The organism is Ancylobacter vacuolatus, from assembly GCF_030813595.1.
Classification (GTDB): domain Bacteria; phylum Pseudomonadota; class Alphaproteobacteria; order Rhizobiales; family Xanthobacteraceae; genus Ancylobacter; species Ancylobacter vacuolatus.
In genome coordinates this window covers 104,041-124,643 of record NZ_JAUSUH010000011.1, presented here as the reverse complement: position 1 = coordinate 124,643, position 20,603 = coordinate 104,041, and the positions used below count along the sequence as shown (strand labels likewise).

Sequence of the window (20,603 nt, the reverse complement as noted above, 5' to 3'; positions counted from 1 at the left end):
GACGATGGCGAGCGAAACCCTGGCCCCCAACGTCACAGCCCTTGCCGGCGCGTCATGGCCGGGCGCGCCGGTTCAGGACGTGGATGCCCGGGGCAAGCCGGGGGATGACCGGGCACGGACGGAAGCGCCCGCCCAGGATTTTTCGCTGTTCCTGCGCCGCGACCCCGCCGGGCAGGCGGAGATGGCGTTTGCGGTCGAGGGCATCGACTGCGCCGCCTGCATCGACGAGATCGAGGACGGGTGCGAGGCGCTGCCCGGCATCGTCCGCGCGCGGCTGAACTACACCACCCACCGCCTCACCATTGGCTGGGACGCCCGCGCCGAGCCGGCGCCCGCGCGGGTGCTGGAGGCGCTGGCGAAGGCGGGCTATCGCGCCTGGCCGTTCGAGGCCGATCGGCTGGAGGAGATCGACAACGCCACCTCGCGCCATCTGCTGCGCTGCCTCGGCGTCGCCGGCTTCGCGGCGATGAACATCATGCTGCTTTCGGTCTCGGTCTGGTCGGGCAATGTCACCGACATCACCCCCGAGACGCGCGACTTCTTCCACTGGCTCTCGGCGCTGATCGCGCTGCCGGCCGCCGCCTATGCCGGCCAGCCCTTCTTCCAGAGCGCCTTGCGGGCGTTGAAGGCGCGCTCGCTCAACATGGATGTGCCGATCACGCTCGGCGTGCTGCTGGCGCTCAGTGTCTCGGTGTACGAGACGCTGCACCATGCCGAGCACGCCTATTTCGATTCGGCGGTCATGCTGCTGTTCTTCCTGCTCGCCGGGCGCTATCTCGACCACGCGATGCGCCGGCGCACGCGGGCGGAGGCGGGCAATCTCGCCGCGCTGAAGGCGGTCTCGGCCAACCGCATCGAAGCGGATGGAAGGCTCGTCACCGTGCCCGCTGCCGCCGTGAAGCCCGGCGACGAGGTGATGCTGCGGGCGGGCGAGCGTGCGCCGGTGGACGGGAGGGTGCTTTCCGGCACCGCCTCGGTGGATGAGAGCCTGGTGACGGGCGAGACGCTGCCGCGCCACGTGGGCGTCGGCGGCACGGTGCATGCCGGCAGCCTCATTCATGACGGCGTGCTGCGGCTGCGCACCACGGCGGCGGGGGAAGACACGTTCCTCGACGAGATCGAGCGCCTGCTCGACAAGGCGTCGACCGCGCGCGGGCGCTATATCAGGCTCGCCGACCGTGCCGCCCGGCTCTACGCGCCGATGGTGCATACCACCGCGCTGCTGGCGCTGATCGGCTGGCTGATCGCCGGCGCGTCGCTGCATCAGGCGGTGCTGATCGCGGTGGCGGTGCTCATCATCACCTGCCCCTGCGCGCTGGCGCTCGCCGTGCCGGCGGTGCAGGTGGTGGCGGCCGGCACGCTGATGCGGGCCGGCGTGCTGATCAATTCCGGCGACACCTTCGAGCGGCTGGCCGAGATCGACACTGTCGCTTTCGACAAAACAGGCACGCTGACCCTGCCCGATCCCAGCCTTTCCGACACCTCTCACGTGCCGGCGCCGCTGCTGGCCGCCGCCGCGCGGCTCGCTCTGGCGAGCACCCATCCGCTGGCGCGGGCGATCGCCGTCGCCCATCCCGACGCTTTGCCGCTGGCCGAGGTGCGCGAAGTGCCCGGCGCGGGGGTGGAGGCGGAGATCGACGGGGTGACGGCGCGGCTCGGCAGCCCCGCCTTTTGCGGCTGCGAGGCGCTGGCGGCCGCGCGGGCCGATGCGGCGCCCGATGCCTCGCTGGTCGCGGTGCGGCTGGGTGAGGCCTGCGCCGTGCTTGAGATCCGGCAGGCGCTGCGCAGCGATGCGCGCGCGGTGATGGACGAGCTGCGCGACGCCGGCCTCGCCATCGTGCTGCTCTCGGGCGACCGCCGCGCGGCGGTGGCGCCGGTGGCGGCGCGGCTCGGGGTGACGGACTGGTGGGCGCAGATGCGGCCGGGCGACAAGATCGCCGTGCTGGAAAGCCTCGATGCCAAGGGGCATGGCGTGCTGATGGTGGGCGACGGCATCAATGACGCGCCCTCGCTCGCCAGCGCCCATGTCTCGCTCTCGCCGATCAGCGCCGCCGATGTGACGCGGGCGCAGGCCGACGCGGTGTTCCTCGGCGAGAAGCTGGCCCCCGTCGCCATCGCGCTGAAGGTGGCGCGCCGGGCGCGGCATTTGATGCGGCAGAACCTGATGATCGCCGTGGTCTATAATCTCATCGCCGTGCCGCTGGCGGTGGCCGGCGCCGTGACGCCGCTGGTGGCGGCGCTCGCCATGTCCGGCTCCTCCATCATCGTGACGCTGAACGCGCTGCGGGCGCGGCAGGGCGGGCGCGCACTGGAAAAGGCAAAGGAGGCGGCATGAGCGTGCTTCTCTATCTGGTGCCGGCGGCGCTGAGCCTCGGCCTGCTCGGGCTGGTCGCCTTCCTGTGGACGCTGCGGGCTGGCCAGTATGACGACATTGAAGGGGCGGCGGTGCGCGTGCTCTCGGATGACGATCTGCGCGCGCCGCCTGAGGGGCGCCCCGTCGAGCGGGACCGCCCCGCATGAGCGCCAGTGATTATTTCGACGCCGAGGCGGAAGCGGCCCGCGCCGGCCGGCTCGGCTGCGCCTGCCCGGAAGACGCGCCGCGCGCGCTGCGCCGGTCGCTCGGCATCGGGCGGCTGGCCGGCGGCTTCGCCCTTGTGGTGCTGGCGCAGGCGCTGACGCTGGGCGTCCTGCCGCTGGCCGGCGCCATGCTGGCCCCGCGCCCGGAACTCGCCGCCCTGCCGCTCGCCGCCCTGCTGCTCGGCGCGGCGCTGGCGAGCCTTCCCGCCAGCTTCCTGCTCGACACGTTCGGCCGGCGGGCCGCCTTCGCGCTCGGCGCCAGCCTCGGCGTCGCCGGCGGGCTGGTGGCGGCCTATGCGCTGATGCTCGGCGCCTTCCCGATGCTGGTGCTGGGCGCCGCCTGGCTCGGCGCGGCACAGGGTTTTGGCATGTTCTACCGCCACGCGGCGGCCTTCGGCGCGGCCTCGGGGCTGCGGGCGGGCATGGTGGCGCGGCTCCTCGGTGCCGGCGCGCTGGCCGGCTTTGCCGGGCCGCTGCTGGCCGGCATGGCGGAGGCGGCCTTCGCCCCCTACACCTTCGCCGGCACGCTGATCCTCGCGGCGCTGGCCCAGCTCGGCGCGCTCGGCTTTGCCGTGTCGCTGCCGGAAGCGCGCTTTTCCCATGCCGAACTCACCGTCGAGGCGATGGCGGTGGCGCAGCCGCAGGAGCGCCCCGCGCCGCTGGCCTGGCGGGCGCTCGTCCTGCCGACGCTGATCGGCGCTCTCGCCTGGGGGGCGATGACCTCGGCGATGGCCGGCGCGCCGCTGTCGCTGGCCGGCTGCGGCGTGGGTGTGCCGTTGATTTCGGGCGTGGTCGCCTGGCATGTGGTGGCGATGTACGCGCCGGCGCTGGCGGGCGGGGCGCTGGCGCGGTGGATCGGCGCGGCGCCGCTGGCGCTGCTGGCGCTCGCGCTCTGCATCGGGGCGGCGCTGATGGTGGCGCAGGCCAATGAGGCGGTGACGATTTCCCTCGCCTTCCTCGCGGTGGGCGCCGGCTGGGCGCTGGCGAGCCTCGCCACGACCCTGATGCTGCACGGCGCGGGCACGCCCTCCCGGCTGCAGCTCGGCGTGCATGACGGGCTACTGCTCGCCGCAGCGCTGGCGGGCGTGCTGGTTTAGCCCTCACGTCTCCCGTCATCCCGGACGGCCGCAGGCCGATCCGGGATCGCGTGCCATGGGGGAGCGATCCCGGCTCTCGCGTCGCTCGGCCGAGATGCCGGCCTTGTGGGAGATGTTGACGCCTTCGCGTCTTTATGTAAGTGATCGCTCACTGACAATGCGGTGAGGGATCGAGCATGTTCACACGGCTGATGACGGCCCGGCGGTTCGCGCCGCTGTTCTGGTGCCAGTTCTTCGCGGCCTTCAACGACAATTTCGTGAAGAACGCGATGGCGCTGCTGATCCTTTACGGCATCGCCCATGTGAATGGCGGCGCGCTGGTGACGCTGGCGGGGGGCATCTTCATCCTGCCCTTCTTCCTGTTCTCCAGCCTCGGCGGCCAGCTGGCCGACCGCTACGACAAGTCGCTGATCGCCCGGCGGGTGAAATTCGCCGAAATCTGGATCGTGCTGATCGCCAGCGCCGGCTTCGTCATCCAGTCCATCCCGCTGCTGTTCGTCGGCCTGTTCTTCATGGGTACGCTGAGCGCGCTGTTCGGGCCGGTGAAATACGGCATCCTGCCCGATCACCTCGCCAAGGACGAACTCGTCTCCGGCAATGCCCTGATCGAGATGGCGACCTTCGCCGCCATTCTCGGCGGCACGGTGGGCGGGGCGCTGGCCTTCACCCATACCGGGGAATGGGCGGTGGCCGGCTTCACCTTCGTGCTGGCGGTGATCGCCTGGCTGTCGGCCCGGGGCATCCCCCACACGCTGCCGGGCGCGCCGGACCTCAAGATCGACCACAATGTCTGGCGCAGCACGATGACGCTGCTGGCCGATATCCGCGCCGAGAAGCCGATCTGGCGCGGGGCGCTGATCGTCTCCTGGTTCTGGCTGGTCGGCGGCGTGGTGCTCTCGCTGCTGCCGACGCTGGTGAAGGACAGCATTGGCGGGCTGGAAAGCGTCGTCACCCTGTTCCTCGTTCTGTTCACCATCGGCGTCGCCATCGGCTCGACGCTCGCCGCCAAGCTGTCGGAAGGGCGCATCCTGCTGGCGCTGGTGCCGGCGGCGGGGCTGCTGATGGGCGTCTTCGCCATCGATCTCGCCTTCATGATGGGCACGCTCGCCCCCGCCGCGCCGCCGATTGGCTGGTATGACTTCCTCACCTCGGGCGCGGGTGTGCACGCCGCCATCGGGCTGATCGGCCTTGCCGCCGCCGGTGGCGCCTTCGTGGTGCCGACCTTCGCCTTTGTGCAGGCGGCCGCCGACGAGGACCGCCGCGCCCGGGTGATCGCCGGCAATAATGTGCTCAACGCCGCCTTCATGGTGGCGGGCGCGGTCATCGTCGCCGGGCTGCAATTCGCGGGATTCGGCGCCCCGGCGCTGCTCGGCCTGCTCGGCGCGGCGAGCCTCGTCGTCGCCATTCTCGCCGGGCGCGCCTTCCAGGGCCAGGTGCTGCGCGACCTGATCAAGCTGGTGTTCCGGGTGCTGTTCCGGGTCGAGGTGACGGGGGCGGAGCACCTGAAGGCCGCCGGCCCCGGCTCGGTGATCGCCATCAACCATGTCAGCTTCCTCGACGCGCCGCTCATCATGGCGCTGCTCGACAATGACCCGGTCTTCGCCGTCGACCGCGCCATTGCGGAGGCCTGGTGGGTGAAGCCGTTCCTGAAGCTGGTGCGCGCCTTCCCGCTCGACCCGACCAAGCCGATGGCCACCCGCGACCTGATCCGCCAGGTGCAGCAGGGCGAGCAATTGGTGATCTTCCCCGAGGGGCGGATCACCGTCACCGGCTCGATCATGAAGATCTATGACGGCTCGGCGCTGATCGCCGATAAGGCGGACGCGCCCGTGGTGCCGGTGCGGATCGAGGGGTTGGAGCAGACCTATTTCTCCCGCCTCGACGGCCACCAGACCCGCAAGCGGCTGTTCCCCAAGGTGCGCGTCACCATCCTGCCGCCGCGCAAGCTGAAGGTCGATCGCGAGCTGTTCGGCCGCAAGCGCCGGCGGGCGGCGGGCGCGGCGCTCTATGACGTGATGAGCGATCTCGTCTTCGAGACCAGCCACACCAATGTCACCGTCTATCAGGCGGTGGAGGACGCGGCGATCCGGCTCGGCATGAAGCGCATCGTGCTGGAGGACCCGCTCGGCAGCATCCTGTCCTATCGCAAGCTGCTGCTGGGGGCGAAGATCCTCGGTGACAAGCTGGCTAAGGAAACCGCGCCGGGCGAGAAGGTCGGCGTGTTGCTGCCCAACGCCGCCGGCATCGCCGTGGTGCTGCTGGGGCTCTCGCGCCATGGCCGCGTGCCGGTCATGCTCAACTACACCGCCGGCGCCACCAATCTCGTCACTGCCTGCAAGGCGGCGGAGGTGAAGCTGGTGGTCGCTTCGCGCGCCTTCATCGAGAAGGCGCGGCTGGAGGCGGAAGTCGCGGAGCTGGAAAAGCATGTGCGGGTGCTGATGAGCGAGGACATCCGCGCCTCCGTCACCACGCCGGACAAGATCCGCGCCCTGCTGCCGCTGCCCGCGCCGAAGCCCGCCCATCCCGACGATCCGGCCTTCGTGCTGTTCACCTCGGGCTCGGAAGGCACGCCGAAGGGCGTCGTACTCTCCCATCGCAACATCCTCACCAATGTGGCGCAGGTGGCGGCGCGGATCGACTTCTCGCCCGCCGACATCATGTTCAACGTGCTGCCCGTCTTCCATTCCTTCGGCCTCACCGGCGGGCTGGTGCTGCCGATGGTGTCGGGGCTGAAGACCTATCTCTACCCCTCGCCGCTGCATTACCGGATCATCCCGGAACTGGTCTACGCCACCAATGCCACCGCCATTGTCGGCACCGACACCTTCCTCATGGGCTATGCCCGCACTGCCAACCCTTACGACTTCCGCTCGCTGCGCTTCGTGGTGGCGGGCGCCGAGCCGGTGAAGGCGGAAACGCGTCGGGTGTGGATGGAGAAGTTCGGCCACCGCATTCTGGAGGGCTATGGCGTCACCGAATGCGCGCCGGTGCTGGCGGTGAACACGCCGATGTTCAACCGCGTCGGCACGGTGGGGCGGATGCTGCCGGGCATTCACCACCGACTGGAGACCATGGCCGGCATCGAGGAAGGCGGGCGGCTGCAGGTGCGCGGGCCGAACGTGATGCTCGGCTATCTCCGCGCCGAGAAGCCCGGCGTGATCGAGCCGCCTGAGATGGGCTGGTACGACACTGGCGACATCGTCACCTTTGACGACGAAGGTTTCGTCGCCATTCGCGGCCGCGTGAAGCGCTTCGCCAAGATCGCCGGCGAGATGATCTCGCTCGCCGCCATCGACACCATGGTCGCCGCGCTGCGCCCGGATGCCGAGCATGTGGCGGTGGCGGTGCCGGACGCGCGGCGCGGCGAGCGCATCATATTGATGAGCACCGCGCCGGACCTCACCCGCGCGGCGCTGCAGGGCCATGCCCGCGAGCGCGGCGTGACCGAGCTGATGGTCCCAGCCGAGATCCTGCGTATGGACGAGCTGCCGCTGCTGGGCTCGGGCAAGGTGGACTTCACCAAGGCGCGCGCCATCGCGCTGGAAATGCTCGCCGCGCGCGGCACCGGGCCGGGAGAGGGTGCGTGAGCGCGGCGCCCGCACGTCGCGGCCGCGACGGCGCGGATACCCGCGCGCGGATCGAGGCGGTGGCGCTGGAGCTGTTCGCGCAGAAGGGCGTGGCCGGCACCTCGGTGCGCGACATCGCGCTCGGGGTCGGGGTGAGCGAGGGGGCGCTGTACCGGCATTTCCCCTCGAAGGAGAAGCTCGCCCGCGAGCTGTTCCTCACCCGCTACGCGACGCTGGCGGCGGAGATCTGCGCCATCGATGCCGGGGAGCGGGAGCTGGAGCGCAAGCTGCGGGCAGTGGTCGGTCTGGCCTGCGCGCTGTTCGATGCCGAGCCGGCGTTGTTCGCCTATCTGCTCATCCACCAGCACGAGCATCTGGGCACCGTGCCGGACGCGCCGGAGGCGAATGTGGTGGAGGCGGTGGCGCAGATGCTGCGCGGCGCCGGCGTGCCGGAGGCGCGGGTGACGCTGGCGAGCGCGCTGGCGCTCGGCTGCGTGGTGCAGCCGGCGGTGTTCGCGCTCTATGGCCGGATCAACGCGCCGTTGATGGCGCAGGCGCCTGAGATCGCGGCGGCGGTGCTGGGCATCGTGGAGGCGGCACTGAAGGGATAAGGGGGGCGCCGGCCAGCTGTTCTTTACCTCTCCCCGTGGGGGAGAGGGAGCCGGCGCCGTTCTGTGTCAAAACGGGCCTTGCCGTTCTCACCTCTCCCCGTGGGGGAGAGGTCGCCGCGCAGCGGCGGGTGAGGGGAGCGGGCGGGCCCGCGCAACAGGCGGGGGGGGGGGGGGGGGCGCCCCCCCCCCCCCCCCCCCCCCCCCCCCCCCCCCCCCCCCCGCCCCCCCCCCCCCCCCCCCCCCCCCCCGGCCGCGCCCCGCGCTCGCGGGCGCGGCGCCGCCCCGCCCCCCCCCCGCCGCCCCCCCCCCCCCCCGGGCGGGCCCGCGCAACAGGCGGGCCCCTCACCCCAACCCTCTCCCCCACGGGGAGAGGGAGCCGTCGCCCTCGAAGTCGCGCGGCGCCCGTCTCAGAACAGCTTCATGCCGGGCGGGATCGGCAGGCCGGCGGTGATTGCCTGGGTCTTTTCCTGCACGATGCGATCGCCCTTGGCGCGGGCATCGGCATGGGCGGCGACGATCAGGTCTTCGAGGATTTCCGCTTCCTCGGGGTTGAGCAGGCTGGGGTCGACATGGATCGCCTTCAGCGCGCCCTTGGCGGAGAGGCGCACCGTGACCATGCCGCCGCCGGCCGCGCCCTCGACCTCGATGGCTTCCAGCTCCGCCTGGAGCTGCTCCATCTTGGACTGCATCTCCTTCACCTTGGACATGATGCCGAGAAGGTCTTTCATCCGGGACTCCTGTGTCAGAATTCGATCTCGTCGTCCGCGCCCGGCCCGTCATCGCGGGCGGCCATCAGATCGGCGTCGTTGGTATCGGTGGTGAAGGCGCCGGCAGGCTCTTCGGTTGCGAGCGAACGCACATCGACGATCGAGGCGCCGGGAAAGCGGGCCAGCGCCGCCGCCACCAACGGGTCGGCGCGCACGCCGGTCATCATCGCGTGGCGCTGGGCGGCGGCCTTCTCGGCCAGAGTGGGCTCGCCCTCCTCGCGCGACAGGGCGACCAGCCAGCGTTTTCCCGTCCATTCGGAAATCTTCGACTGCAGTTCCTGGATCAGATTGGGCGAGCCGCCGGGGGCCAGCGCCACTTCCAGCCTTCCATCCTCGAAGTCGACCAGTCGCAGATGGTTCTCCAGCGCGAATTTGAGCTTGAGGTCGCGCCGGGCGGCGGCGAGCGCGACGAGATCCTCGAAGGTCGCCACGGCGAGGCCCGGGGCGGGGGCGGGCGCTGCCGCCGGCGAAACGGCCGGCGCGGCCGGGCGCGGGGCGCTGCGGGAGGCGACCGAGAGATGGCTCGCCGCGCTGGGGGCGGCCGAGGGAGCCGAGACGGGGACGGAGACCGGCGCGGCATAGCTGCGCGGGGCCATTGCGGCCATCGCCGAGCCGCCACCGCCCGAGCCACCGCCCATGCTTGCGCCGCCGGAAGGCCGGCCGGCGGGCGCCTCGGGCGCGCCGTCGCGCAGGCGGCGCAGCGCTTCGTCCGGGGTCGGCAGGTCGCTGGCATAGGCGAGGCGCACCAGCACCATTTCCGCTGCCTGCATCGGCTTTGCCGCCTGCTGCACCTCGGTGAGCCCCTTGGTCAGCATCTGCCAGGCGCGCGAGAGCACCCGCATCGACAGGCCGCGGGCGAAATCGCGCCCGCGCATGCGCTCGGCCTCCACCAAAGCGGCGTCGTCGCCGGTCTCGGGCAGGATCTTCATCCGTGTGACGAGGTGGGTGAACTCGGCGAGGTCGGCGATCACCACCGCCGGGTCGGCGCCGGAATCATACTGTTCGCGCAGCTCAGTCAGCGCCTTCGCGATGTCGCCCTTCATCAGCGCCTCGAACAGGTCGATGACCCGGCCGCGATCGGCGAGGCCGAGCAGCGCCCGCACCTGCTCGCCATGCACCATGCCGCCGGTCGCCTGCCCGCCGGAATGGGCGATCGCCTGGTCGAGCAGCGAGAGCGCGTCGCGCACCGAGCCTTCCGCCGCGCGGGCGATGAGGCTCAGCGCCTCGGCGTCGATGTTCACGCCCTCCGCCGTGCAGATGCCGTGCAGGTGGCGCGCCAGCACGCCGGCCTCGACCCGGCGCAAATCGAAGCGCTGGGTGCGCGAGAGCACCGTCACCGGCACCTTGCGGATTTCGGTGGTGGCGAAGATGAACTTCACATGCTCGGGCGGCTCTTCCAGCGTCTTCAGCAGCCCGTTGAAGGCCGCCGTGGAGAGCATGTGCACTTCGTCGATGATGAAGACCTTGTAGCGCGCCAGCACCGGCTTGTAGCGCGCCGCCTCGATGATCTCGCGGATATCGCCGATGCCGGTATTGGACGCGGCGTCCATTTCCTGCACGTCGACATGGCGGCTCTCGATGATGTCGCGGCAATGGCGGCCGAGCACCGGCATGTCGAGCGTCGGCTGCCCGCCGCCGACCGGGCCGTCCGCCGGCTCGTAATTGAGAGCGCGGGCGAGGATGCGAGCGGTGGTGGTCTTGCCGACGCCGCGCACGCCGGTGAGGATATAGGCCTGCGCGATGCGCCCGGAGGTGAAGGCGTTGCTCAACGTGCGGACCATCGCCTCCTGGCCGATCAGGTCGGCGAAGGTCTGCGGCCGGTATTTGCGGGCGAGCACGCGATAGGGGGTGGCGGCGGCCGGCACGGCAGCGGGCACGGCCGGCACGGCGCCAAGGTCGAAGCCCAAGGGGGCGTCGACATCGCGGGCGTCGACATCGCGGGCGTCGTCCGCTGTCGCCGGAAAATCAGGGCTGTCCGCGCTCATGGTCCCTCGCTGCTGGCCCCTTCATATCATCGCGCAGCACCCATAGGGCAACCGCGCCGCCGGCCGGGTGGGGAAAAATCGGCAAAGGGGGAGGCGGCGGGAGGCGCTCATGCGCCGGCCACGCGCACCAAGAGGACAGCCCGCAGGGTGCGGGCTCTCAGGGCATCAGCGCTGGAAGAGGGTGGGAGGCTGGACAGAGACCCGATCCGGGCTCGTTGGGGCTGCTTCCTTCCGGACCTGACCCGGTTGGCGAGTGGCTCGTCCACCGCCAACCTCCCGCCGCCTATATCGTCCAGATGCGCGGGGGATGCAAGAGGCGGGAAAGCACGGCCACGCGATGGCGGTCCGTCCGCTGCCGCGCGCGCCTTCTCCAATGTGGGCGGCGCACGGTCTAGGGCACTGGCGCCATCCGTAAAGCCTGACCTCAAACCGTTGTGAACTAAAATTCCTCAACGTTAATTGAGTGGTACGTGACAATCTAGAATGTTACCCAAACGGAAAGTCGCAATAGAGGTCGACAAGTCAAGTATCAACCGAAGGAGAGGTAAGTTGTTACGGGCAATCGACGACGAATCAACTGTATCAAATTGTATCAATAGAAGAGATAGTCATGCATTGATCGTGACGCCGAGGCGCGTGTCACGACGTGTGCCGCGTTCCGGCCTTCTGGCGGGCGCCATCGCGGTGGTGATGTCCACCGGGGCTCTCGCCCTGGCCACTCCGGCACTGGCGCAGACGGCGCCCCCGGCCCTCGCCCCGCCGCCGGCCGCCGCCCCGCCTGATATCATCGCCCCGGCGGCGGAGGGCTACGATCCCAAATCCGGCCAGCCCGGCAAGGATGTGGTGTGGGTGCCGACGCCCGACAGCCTGGTCGAGCGCATGCTCGACATGGCGGCGGTCGGCCCGCAGGACTACCTGATCGATCTCGGCTCCGGCGATGGGCGCACCGTGATCGCGGCGGCGCAGCGCGGCCTGCGCGCCCATGGCATCGAGTATAATCCCGACATGGTGACGCTGGCCAAGCGGCGGGCCGAGTCGTCCGGCGTCGCCGACCGCGCGACCTTCGAGCAGGCCGATATCTTCGAGACCGATTTCTCCAAGGCGCAGGTGCTCACCCTGTTCCTGCTGCCGGAGCTGAACGAGCGCCTGCGCCCGCAGATTCTCGAACTTGAGCCCGGCACCCGCGTGGTCTCCAACAGTTTCGCCATGGGCGACTGGGAGGCCGACCGGGTCGACCGCCTCGACGATAACTGCAGCCAGTGGTGCACGGCGCTGATGTGGATCGTGCCGGCCAAGGTGGAGGGCGACTGGCGCCTCGGCGAGCAGCCGCTGCGGCTGGAGCAGACCTACCAGAAGGTCACCGGCGACCTCGGTGGCACGCCGATCGAGAAGGGCCGCGTGGTCGGCAAGGAACTGCACTTCACCGCCGGCGGTATCGATTATGTCGGCGCCGTGGTCGGCAACAGCCTCTCGGGCACCGCCTCGGACGGTCCGGTGCGGAACTGGACCGCCATCCGCAGCTGAGGCCCCCCCCCGCGCGCTCCCGGGCGGCGGCTCCCGCGCCGCCCGGCTGTTCCGGCGCGCCATGTTCGGGCGCGCCTCGTCCTGGCGCGCCTCGTGCCGGCGCGCGCCTGCCGGCGGCCCGGCGCCGCTATTCCCCGTTAGAAACTGGAGAGTGCTCCGTGAAGCCCCTCGCGATTGCGCGCGATTCCGCCGTGGCTGCCGACCCCGCTTTGGCGGCGCGGGGCGGGCCGCAGGGCACCCCGACGTCGAGCCTGTCGGCGCTCGACGGCATCGCCATGCTGGTCGGCATCGTGGTCGGCATCGGCATTTTCCGCACCCCGCAGATCGTCGCCCTCAACGTGTCGAGCGAATGGGCCTTTGTCGCCTTCTGGCTGATCGGCGGCGCCGTCACGCTGATCGGCGCCTTCGTCTATGCCGAACTCGGCTCGGCCTATCCCCATGCCGGCGGCGAGTATCATTATCTGCGCCGGGCGCTTGGGCGGCCGGTGGCGCTGCTTTTCGCCTGGGCCCGGCTCACCGTGATCCAGACCGGCGCCATCGCGGCGGTGGCCTTCGTGTTCGGCGACTACGCGCAGGGTATCCTGCCGCTCGGGCCCTGGGGCTCGGCACTCTATGCGGCGGGGGCGATCCTGGTCTTCACCGCCATCAACCTGACCGGATCGAAGCAGAGCCGCACGCTGCAGATTGTCTTCACTGTCCTCATCATCCTCGCCATCGTCCTTGTCTCCGGCTTCGGCCTGGCGCTGGGCAGCGCCCCGACACTCGCCCCGGCACCGGACGCCGGCTCGGCCAGCGGCGCGTTCGGGCTGGCGATGGTTCTGATCCTGCTGACCTATGGCGGCTGGAACGAGGTGGCCTATCTCTCGGGCGAAATGAAGAATGTGCGCCGCAACATGCCGCGCGTGCTGGTGACGAGCGTCGCGATCATTACCGCTTTGTATTTCCTCATCAATCTCGCCTATCTCAACGTTCTCGGCCTCGAAGGGCTGCGCGCCAGCGACGTGGTGGCGGCCGACACGCTGCACCAGCTCTTCGGGCCCGGCGCCTCGCTGGCGGTGGCGCTGCTGGTGTGCTTTGCCGCGCTGAGCACGATGAACGCCACCATCTTCACCGGGGCCCGGCTCTATTACTCGCTGGGGCGGGAACTGCCGCTTCTCGGTCGCATCGGCCTGTGGGAGGAGCGCAGCAACATGCCGGTGAACGCCATTCTCGCCCAGAGCGCCATCGCGCTGGCGCTTGTCGTGTTCGGCGCCAGCACGCGCGTCGGCTTCCAGGCGATGGTGGAATATACCGCCCCGGTGTTCTGGTTCTTCCTGCTGCTGGTCGGGGTGTCGTTCTTCATTCTCCGCACGCGCGAGAGTGGCCGGACCGACCGCTTCCGCGCGCCGCTCTACCCGCTGACCCCGGCGCTGTTCTGTCTCACCTGCGCCTATCTGCTGTATGCCAGCATCGCCTATACCGGCTATGGCGCTCTGGTCGGCGTCGGCGTGCTGCTGGTCGGCGTGCCCTTCATAAGGCTGAGCGGTGCGCCCGCCAGGGGGGCGTGAACGGCCACCGAGCGCAGGCTCTCCCGGTGATGCCTCGATCGGCGGGGCTGGACGGCACTATTTCAAAGGCGACGAAACGCACCTGTGCGCGGGGTGATCAAGCTAGATAAACGCTATCCCCTGTGTCAAGCTTGTGCGATGACAGCGCCCTGTAATGAGCCGTTTTTGCAAGGGAAGTGTTTCCGTGGCCCACATTAGCTCGGATGGCCTCGATCCGCGGTCTCTTTCCAATATTCGTGATTTTGTTGGATACTCTTCGAAATTAAAACTAAAAATTGCCAATTTCACAGGCCTTCAACTTCAGAGAGAAATTTACTATCAAAATATATTAAATCATATAGTAAATTTTCATAGTTTTAAGTATATACCTTTGCCTGTGGCGGCCGCGGCGAACTACAGCCTGCTTTATGTCATCTATCGAATCGTTCGGGATGGGAAACCGACACGTATTGCCGAGCTGGGCGCAGGTCAATCGTCTATATTCCTGGACAGCATGCGGGATGTCCAGCCGTTCTCTGTGCTCACGATTGAGCATGATGCGGCCTGGGCTTCTTCGGTCAGCGCATCCGTGCGCCATGAAGTCAGGCTCATCGATTTGGAAGAGATTTCATTTCGGGGCCATATTGCCAAGGGATTTCCCGTGACGGCGCTGGATTCCTTTGACGCCGACGTCCTGATTGTCGACGGACCGATCGGAGCGCCGCACCGCTCACGTTGGGGCGCCGGTCCGATGATCGAACGAATGGCCGGGCGGGAGTTCATCATCGTTTTCGATGACGCGGAGCGACCAGGCGAAAAAGAGACGATCGCTGAGGTGATGAATATGCTTCGAGAGGCAAATGTAGAATTCTTCGTGAAGTGCATATTTGGAATGTCGTTTCAGTTTATCATAATGACGAATAAATACAGAATGTTACTGTTTATCTGATATATTTGAGAATATTGATGTCTGCATTGGCAAATAATCCCGGGCGGCCTTTCGTTACGGTGGTCATGACCGTTTACCGAGAGCCTGTGCAAATCATACGAGCTTCGTTGCAGAGCGTGCTGGACCAGACATGGCCGGCGTTTGAAATCATTCTGGTGAATGACAGCGGCGCTGGCAGGCCGGAAATCTCTGCACTTGCTCAGCTCGGCGGGAACATAAGCATCATCGATCATTCAAGGAATAGCGGCGGCTCCGTCGCTCGCAACACCGGTATAGATGCGGCGCAGGGCACACTGATCGCCTTTATCGATGCAGACGACCTGTGGTACCCGACCAAGCTGGAAACACAGCTTGATGTCGACGCCGATCATCACGGATCCTTCTTCGCTTCCAATTGCATGCTGGTTCGGAAGGGCGGGAGGAGGCTCTGCAACGCGAGGCCGCCGGACCTCGACAGGTCCTTGAGCACGTTTCTGCTTCGCGAAGGTGGTGCGCTCCAGACATCTACCCTCATCGTCCCTGCAGCGCGGGCGAAAGAGATTGGATTCAGAGCGGGCCTGAAGCGGCATCAAGACTGGGATTTCGTGTTGAGATTGCAGCAGGCCGGCGTTCCGCTTGTCTATCAGCACCAAGCCCTGTCGGATTACATCCTGGGTGATAATCCAGACCGGGTTAGCTTGCAGAAAAAGGGATACCTGGCGACGGTCGAGTGGTTTAAGCTAACCAAGGGCCAAGTATCGGCTGCGGACCAGCAGTACTATTTCTTTCGCCATTGCATGACTCTCAAATCCCTTCGAACGCCGGTTTCCCTCACCATTGCAGCGCTACACGTTATCGCGCTGAGCCCGGTCAACGGGGTGAAGGAGGCCATGGGAGCTGTGTGGCGAGGGCTTGTTCGCAGCCGGCGGCGCGAACTCGCCGACCAGACAGGGCTCTAAGGGCCCCTGCATCACGCCCCCCGCAGCCCTTCCACCAGCGCGTAGACCGCCTTTACCCGCTCCTCGTTCGGATAGTTCCGGTTGGCGAGCACGACGATGCCGAGCTTTTCCGCCGGCAGCATCACCACATAGCTGCCGAAGCCATTGGTTGAGCCGGTCTTGTTGATGAAGCTCGCCGGCGCCGGCGGGGAGGGCGGGTCGAGCCGGGTGATGGGCTGCGGCTTCATCGCCATGTCGGCCGAATTGCCGGCGAGCAGCCGGTCGCGCCCGACCGGCCAGGGATAGCGTTCCCAGACCATCTCCTGCACATAGCTCTTGGTCTCGAAATAGCCGGTATGGGTGCGGGCCAGCGCCCGGGCCATGTCAGGCTCCACCGTGCCGACGCCCATATTGGCGTCGAGGAAGGTGAGCATGTCGAGCGCGGTGGACTTCACGCCATAGGCTTCCGGGCCCAGCAGGCCCGGGGTGAGGCGGGCCGGCTTGTTGTCCTTGGTGGTGCCCATGGCATAGCGCGCCATCGCATCCTCGGGAACGTCGATATAGGTGCTGTTCAGCCCGAGCAGCGGGAACAGGTCGCGCTGCGCCGCGCGGGGGAAGCTGACGCCGAGCGCGGTGGCGGTGACAAGGCCGAGCACGCCGATGCTGATATTGGAATAGGCCCGGCGCGTCGCCGGCGGCGCGGCCGGTTTCCAGGCGGCGAGCCACTCGACCAGTTCCTTCTCGTTGCGGATGCTGTCGGGAAGCTGCAGCGGCATGCCGCCCGTGGCATGGGTGGCGAGATCGAGCGGGGTGAGCGCGCCGAAGGCGGTGCCGGTGAGCCGCTGCGCCACCTTTTCCAGAGGCGCATTGAGATCGAGCTGCCCGCGTTCCGCCGCCAGCGCGGCCAGCGCCACGATGAAAGTCTTGCTCACCGATCCCAGCTCGAACAGCGTATCGCCATCCACCGGCTGCCCGCCCGTGCGGGCGGTCTGGCCGATGGCGAGGATTTCGTGCTCGCCCTTGCGGGTGATGCCGACGACAAGGCCGGGAATGTCGTTCGCCTTGGCCAGCGCGCTGAAGATCGGCGGCGCCACCTTGCCGAAATCCGGCGCGCTTTGCGCGCGGGCCGGCGCCAGCGCGGCGCCGAGCGGCAGAAGGGTGGACGCGAGCAGAGCGCGGCGGGACAATGTGATCATCGGAACCTCTCTGGCACGGACACCTGCCCACTAGCGCGCGAATGTGTCCGTGGCGCGGATGAGGCGGTCGAGAATGCCGGGCTCGGAATAGGCATGGCCGGCGCCTTCGATCAGATGCAGCTCGGCATCGGTCCAGATCTTCGACAGCTCCCACGCATAGCGCGCCGGGCAGGGCATGTCGTAGCGCCCATGCACGATCACGCCGGGAATGCCCTTGAGCTTATGGGCGTCGTCGAGCAGCTGGCGCTCGCGCAGCCACGCCTTGTGAACGAAATAGTGGTTCTCGATGCGGGCGAAGGCGAGGGCGAAATGCCCGTCGCTGAAGGCGGCGGAATAGCCGGCATCCGGCAGCAGGGTGATGGTCTCGCCTTCCCAGGTCGACCACGCCTTGGCGGCTTCCAGCCTGGCCGTCTCGTCCGCGCCGGTGAGCAAAGCGCGATAGGCCGTCACCGGGTCGGCGCGTTCTTCCTCGGTCTTCAGCGGCTCGAGGAAGCGCTCCCATTTGTCGGGGAACATCTCGGAGACGCCGAAGCGGTAATACCAGTCGAGCTCGGCCTGGGTGAGGGTGTAGACCCCGCGCAGGATGAGTTCGCTGACGCGCTCAGGGTGGGTTTCGGCATAGGCGAGCGCCAGCGTCGAGCCCCAGGAGCCGCCGAACACCTGCCATGTCTCGAAGCCAAAGGTTTCGCGCAGCCGCTCAATATCGGCGACGAGGTCCCAGGTCGTGTTGTGTTCCAGCTCGGCATAGGGGGTGGAGCGGCCGCAGCCGCGCTGGTCGAACAGGATCACCTCATAGCGGGCGGGATCGAACAGCGAGCGGTGGGCGGGCGAAATGCCGCCGCCCGGGCCGCCATGCAGGAACACGGCGGGCTTGCCGCCCGGGGTCCCCGCGCGCTCCCAATAGATGGAATGGCCGTTGCCGACATCGAGCATGCCGGTCTCGAAGGGGTCGATCGGCGGGTAGAGGCTGCGCAGTTCGCTCATGGGTGGGGCCATTGTTGGGAGGTTCAAGACACCCGCGCGCCGCGCAGGCTCGGCAGCAGGAAGGCGAGCAGGCCGAAGGCCGGCAGGAAGGCGCAGATCTGGTAGACCGCATCGATGCCGTAGCGGTCCGCGAAGATCCCCAGCGCCGCCGCCGCCAGCCCGCCAAGGCCGAACACCAGCCCGTAGAAGAACCCGCCGACAAGGCCGATGCGGTGCGGCATCAGGTCAATGGCATAGACCAGTATGGCGGCGAAGGCGCTCGACATGATGAGGTTGATCAGGACGGTGAGGATGGCGGTGCCGAACAGGCCGGCATAGGGCAGCGCCAAAGTGAAGGGCAGGGCGCCGAGAATGGAGAACCAGATGATCTTGTTGCGCCCGATGCGGTCGCCCAGCATGCCGCCGAACAGCACGCCCGCCGCCGAGGAGACGAGGAACAGGAACAGCATCAGCTGCGAGACCTGCACCGACACGCCGAAACGCTCGATCAGGTAGAAGGTGTAGAACGAGGTGAAGCTCGCGGTATAGGCGGTCTTCGAGCACAGCAGCACGATCAGGATCGCCAGCGGAAAGGCGACCTCGCGGAACGGCTTGTGCGCCACCTCCGGCTCGGCCCGCTGTCCCGCCGGACGAAACGGCACGGCCAGCGCGCGGTGGCGCGCGGTCCAGAACAGCAGCGGCATGGCGATGAGCGCGGCGGCGCAGAACCAGGCGAGGCTCGACTGGCCGTTCGGCACGATGATGAAGGCCGCGAGCAGCGGGCCGATGGCGCCGCCGGTCTGCCCGCCGACCTGGAACAGCCCCTGCGCGAAGCCGTGCCGCCCGCCCGACGCCTTGCGCGCCATCCGCGTCGCCTCGGGGTGGAAGATCGACGAGCCGATGCCGACAAAGGCCGCCGCGACCAGCAGCAGCGGGTAGGTGCCGGCATGGGCGAGGCCGATCAGGCCGACAAGGGTGAACCCCATGCCCACAATCGTCGAATAGGGCATGGGGTGGCGGTCGGTATACAGGCCGATCACCGGCTGCAGCAGCGAGGCGGAAATCTGGAAAGTGAGGGTGATGACGCCGATCTGGGCGAAGTCCAGCGCGTAGGCGTCCTTGATCAGCGGGTAGATCGCCGGGATCAGCGACTGGATCATGTCATTGAGGAAATGCGCGGCGCTGAGCGCGACGAGCACCGGCAGGGCGGTGCGGCGCAGGGAATCGACCGGCACGGAGAGGGTCATGGCACGCTGCTTCTACGGGGCGCGTTCTACGGGGGCGCGGCCTTCTCTCTAGGCCATGGCGCCGCGGCCGACAATTGCCGCCTGCGGGGAGCTGATCCGCCCCGTTTGCGGCCGGGCCGCGATGGAAAGGCGCCCCGCCCGGCGCTATAGCTTTCCCGCGCCCGCAGTCCGGCCGGGCATGGGAGCGTGCGCCAGCATGAGCGATGCCTCGACCTTCGTCCTCGACCCGCGCCTTGAGGGCGACAGCTTCCCGGTGCTCGACCTCACCCTCGCCACCGTGCGGCTGATGGACGATGCGCGCTTTCCCTGGGCGATCCTGGTGCCGCGCCGGCCCGGCCTCGCCGAGCTGATCGACCTCGATTCCGAGGCCCGCGCGACGCTGTGGGGCGAGATCGACGCGGTGAGCCGGGCGCTCAAAGCCCTCACCACCTGCGACAAGCTGAACGTCGCCGCGCTCGGCAATATGGTGCGGCAGCTGCACATCCATGTCATCGCCCGCTTCGAGCGGGACGCCGCCTGGCCGGGCGCGGTGTGGGGCGCGGGCGGCGAGCGCCAGACCTATGGCGCGCCGCAGGCGATGCGGCTGGTGGGCCAGCTGCGCGGGGCGCTGGCAGCATGAGCGCGATCGTCACCACAGACCTGGCCTCCACCGACGACACCTCGCTCGGGCTCTGGCCGCATCTTGGCTATACCGGCGCACGGCTGGACCGGGCCGGCCTGCGGCGCGGCGAGATGGAGAGCTTCCTCGCCGACCCGCACGCGCGGGCCTGCGTGATTTCCGGCGAGAGCGTCGTCCTGCGCCGCCTGCCGGGTTTCATCGCCGGCATGGAGGAAGGGCCGGGCTCCTGCACCGCGCTGTTTCCGCTGGCCGAGGCGGTGGCGCTGGGAGGGCGGCTCGGCGAGGCCTGCCTGCTGGGGCTGGATGGCGAGGTTCCCCATCTCGTGCTGCCGCTTCCCGCCGCCGCCTTGGGCGCGCTGACCGAGCGGCCGGAGCTGCGGCCCGACCTGCTGGTGATCGATCTGCGTTCCATTGCCACGCGCGAACTCGCCAGCGTGGAGGAGACCGGCCAGCTCGCCACCGCCAAGGCGATGCTGGCCTGGCACGCGCGGCGCAGCTTCTGCTCCAATTGCGGCGGGCGGCTCGGCATGGCGGAGGCCGGCTGGCGGCGCGACTGCCCAGCCTGCGGCGCGCAGCATTTTCCGCGCACCGATCCGGTCGTCATCATGCTCACGGTGGATGGCGACGACTGCCTGCTCGGCCGCTCCGCCCGCTTCGCGCCCGGCATGTGGTCCTGCCTCGCCGGTTTCGTCGAGCCGGGCGAGACCTTCGAGGACGCGGTGCGGCGCGAAACGCTGGAGGAGGCGGGCATCGCCACCGGCGCGGTGCGCTATCTGTGCTCGCAGCCCTGGCCGTTCCCGATGTCTGTTATGACCGGATTCCATGCCGTAGCGGCGTCACGCGAGATCGCCATCGACCCGAACGAGCTTGAGGGCGCGCGCTGGTTCTCGCGCGACGAGGCGCGGCTGCTGCTCACCCGCACCCACCCGGACGGGCTGGTGGCGCCGCCGCGCATGGCGATCGCGCACCATCTGCTGCGCGCCTTCGTCGAGGGGAAAGACCCGCCGGCGGGGTGAGCCGACCGGCCGGTGCGCCCCGGCGCGGTTCGTGGAGTGGGCG

The 20,603-nt window shown here is 68.7% G+C and carries 16 protein-coding genes and 1 other RNA gene; 11 read left to right on the top strand and 6 right to left on the bottom strand.

Annotation, left to right across the window (positions count from 1 at the left end; all coding sequences use genetic code 11):
• Positions 1-4: 4 nt before the first annotated feature.
• From J2S76_RS19780 to J2S76_RS19760, 5 genes are all read left to right on the top strand, one after another.
• A complete protein-coding gene (locus J2S76_RS19780) occupies positions 5-2,335 on the top strand; it encodes a heavy metal translocating P-type ATPase (protein ID WP_307063288.1) in 2,331 nt (776 codons plus the stop codon).
• Positions 2,332-2,520, top strand: coding sequence for a cbb3-type cytochrome oxidase assembly protein CcoS (ccoS, locus tag J2S76_RS19775; protein ID WP_307063286.1), 189 nt, complete (start codon positions 2,332-2,334; stop codon positions 2,518-2,520). The genes J2S76_RS19780 and ccoS overlap by 4 nt, the downstream gene beginning before the upstream one ends.
• Entirely contained in the window at positions 2,517-3,674 is a 1,158-nt protein-coding gene (locus J2S76_RS19770) for a hypothetical protein (RefSeq protein WP_307063283.1), read from the top strand. Before ccoS ends, J2S76_RS19770 begins: the two co-directional genes overlap by 4 nt.
• A gap of 176 nt (positions 3,675-3,850) precedes the next feature.
• Positions 3,851-7,261: an acyl-[ACP]--phospholipid O-acyltransferase gene (locus J2S76_RS19765; protein ID WP_307063281.1), complete on the top strand. Its 3,411-nt coding sequence runs from the start codon at positions 3,851-3,853 to the stop codon at positions 7,259-7,261.
• Complete coding sequence (locus J2S76_RS19760) at positions 7,258-7,851, top strand: TetR/AcrR family transcriptional regulator (protein WP_307063280.1); 594 nt, start codon at positions 7,258-7,260, stop codon at positions 7,849-7,851. The genes J2S76_RS19765 and J2S76_RS19760 overlap by 4 nt, the downstream gene beginning before the upstream one ends.
• Positions 7,852-8,258: 407 nt before the next feature.
• On the opposite strand, the gene J2S76_RS19755 is transcribed toward J2S76_RS19760, so the two are convergent.
• From J2S76_RS19755 to ffs, 3 genes are all read right to left on the bottom strand, one after another.
• Positions 8,259-8,579, bottom strand: a complete 321-nt coding sequence (locus tag J2S76_RS19755; RefSeq protein WP_307063278.1) for a YbaB/EbfC family nucleoid-associated protein — start codon at positions 8,577-8,579, stop codon at positions 8,259-8,261.
• 14 nt (positions 8,580-8,593) lie between these two features.
• A complete protein-coding gene (locus J2S76_RS19750) occupies positions 8,594-10,603 on the bottom strand; it encodes a DNA polymerase III subunit gamma/tau (RefSeq protein ID WP_307063276.1) in 2,010 nt (669 codons plus the stop codon).
• Between the two features lie 180 nt (positions 10,604-10,783).
• Positions 10,784-10,881, bottom strand: an RNA gene (gene ffs, locus J2S76_RS19745) — signal recognition particle sRNA small type.
• Between the two features lie 358 nt (positions 10,882-11,239).
• Here ffs and J2S76_RS19740 point away from each other — a divergent pair.
• The 4 genes from J2S76_RS19740 to J2S76_RS19725 all read left to right on the top strand — a co-directional run bounded on the left by J2S76_RS19740 (position 11,240) and on the right by J2S76_RS19725 (position 15,540).
• Positions 11,240-12,127, top strand: a complete 888-nt coding sequence (locus J2S76_RS19740) for a class I SAM-dependent methyltransferase (RefSeq protein WP_307063275.1) — start codon at positions 11,240-11,242, stop codon at positions 12,125-12,127.
• A 158-nt stretch (positions 12,128-12,285) separates the two neighbouring features.
• Complete coding sequence (locus tag J2S76_RS19735) at positions 12,286-13,674, top strand: APC family permease (RefSeq protein WP_307063273.1); 1,389 nt, start codon at positions 12,286-12,288, stop codon at positions 13,672-13,674.
• A 184-nt stretch (positions 13,675-13,858) separates the two neighbouring features.
• Positions 13,859-14,602: a hypothetical protein gene (locus J2S76_RS19730; RefSeq protein WP_307063272.1), complete on the top strand. Its 744-nt coding sequence runs from the start codon at positions 13,859-13,861 to the stop codon at positions 14,600-14,602.
• A gap of 17 nt (positions 14,603-14,619) precedes the next feature.
• Positions 14,620-15,540, top strand: coding sequence for a glycosyltransferase family 2 protein (locus J2S76_RS19725; protein ID WP_307063271.1), 921 nt, complete (start codon positions 14,620-14,622; stop codon positions 15,538-15,540).
• A gap of 11 nt (positions 15,541-15,551) precedes the next feature.
• Here J2S76_RS19725 and ampC read toward each other — a convergent pair whose 3' ends face one another.
• Genes ampC through J2S76_RS19710 form a run of 3 tightly spaced genes read right to left on the bottom strand, consistent with a single transcriptional unit; the run spans position 15,552 to position 18,925 of the window.
• A complete protein-coding gene (gene ampC / locus J2S76_RS19720) occupies positions 15,552-16,715 on the bottom strand; it encodes a class C beta-lactamase (RefSeq protein WP_307063270.1) in 1,164 nt (387 codons plus the stop codon).
• Positions 16,716-16,745: 30 nt separating this feature from the next.
• Positions 16,746-17,699, bottom strand: coding sequence for a prolyl aminopeptidase (pip, locus tag J2S76_RS19715; protein WP_307063269.1), 954 nt, complete (start codon positions 17,697-17,699; stop codon positions 16,746-16,748).
• 23 nt (positions 17,700-17,722) lie between these two features.
• The gene (locus J2S76_RS19710; RefSeq protein WP_307063268.1) at positions 17,723-18,925 is read right to left on the bottom strand and encodes an MFS transporter; all 1,203 of its coding nucleotides are present in this window, start codon (positions 18,923-18,925) and stop codon (positions 17,723-17,725) included.
• Positions 18,926-19,121: 196 nt separating this feature from the next.
• On the opposite strand from J2S76_RS19710, the gene J2S76_RS19705 reads away from it, so the two are divergent.
• A complete protein-coding gene (locus tag J2S76_RS19705) occupies positions 19,122-19,544 on the top strand; it encodes an HIT domain-containing protein (protein WP_307063266.1) in 423 nt (140 codons plus the stop codon).
• A complete protein-coding gene (gene nudC, locus J2S76_RS19700; protein ID WP_307063264.1) occupies positions 19,541-20,560 on the top strand; it encodes an NAD(+) diphosphatase in 1,020 nt (339 codons plus the stop codon). Before J2S76_RS19705 ends, nudC begins: the two co-directional genes overlap by 4 nt.
• Positions 20,561-20,603 lie beyond the last annotated feature (43 nt).

Coding starts and splice junctions, on each gene's coding strand:
- J2S76_RS19780 (WP_307063288.1), top strand. CDS start 5: ATGGCGAGCGAAACCCTGGCCCCCAACGTCACAGCCCTTGCCGGCGCG.
- ccoS (WP_307063286.1), top strand. CDS start 2,332: ATGAGCGTGCTTCTCTATCTGGTGCCGGCGGCGCTGAGCCTCGGCCTG.
- J2S76_RS19770 (WP_307063283.1), top strand. CDS start 2,517: ATGAGCGCCAGTGATTATTTCGACGCCGAGGCGGAAGCGGCCCGCGCC.
- J2S76_RS19765 (WP_307063281.1), top strand. CDS start 3,851: ATGTTCACACGGCTGATGACGGCCCGGCGGTTCGCGCCGCTGTTCTGG.
- J2S76_RS19755 (WP_307063278.1), bottom strand. CDS start 8,579: ATGAAAGACCTTCTCGGCATCATGTCCAAGGTGAAGGAGATGCAGTCC.
- J2S76_RS19750 (WP_307063276.1), bottom strand. CDS start 10,603: ATGAGCGCGGACAGCCCTGATTTTCCGGCGACAGCGGACGACGCCCGC.
- J2S76_RS19725 (WP_307063271.1), top strand. CDS start 14,620: ATGTCTGCATTGGCAAATAATCCCGGGCGGCCTTTCGTTACGGTGGTC.
- ampC (WP_307063270.1), bottom strand. CDS start 16,715: ATGATCACATTGTCCCGCCGCGCTCTGCTCGCGTCCACCCTTCTGCCG.
- pip (WP_307063269.1), bottom strand. CDS start 17,699: ATGAGCGAACTGCGCAGCCTCTACCCGCCGATCGACCCCTTCGAGACC.
- J2S76_RS19710 (WP_307063268.1), bottom strand. CDS start 18,925: ATGACCCTCTCCGTGCCGGTCGATTCCCTGCGCCGCACCGCCCTGCCG.
- J2S76_RS19705 (WP_307063266.1), top strand. CDS start 19,122: ATGAGCGATGCCTCGACCTTCGTCCTCGACCCGCGCCTTGAGGGCGAC.
- nudC (WP_307063264.1), top strand. CDS start 19,541: ATGAGCGCGATCGTCACCACAGACCTGGCCTCCACCGACGACACCTCG.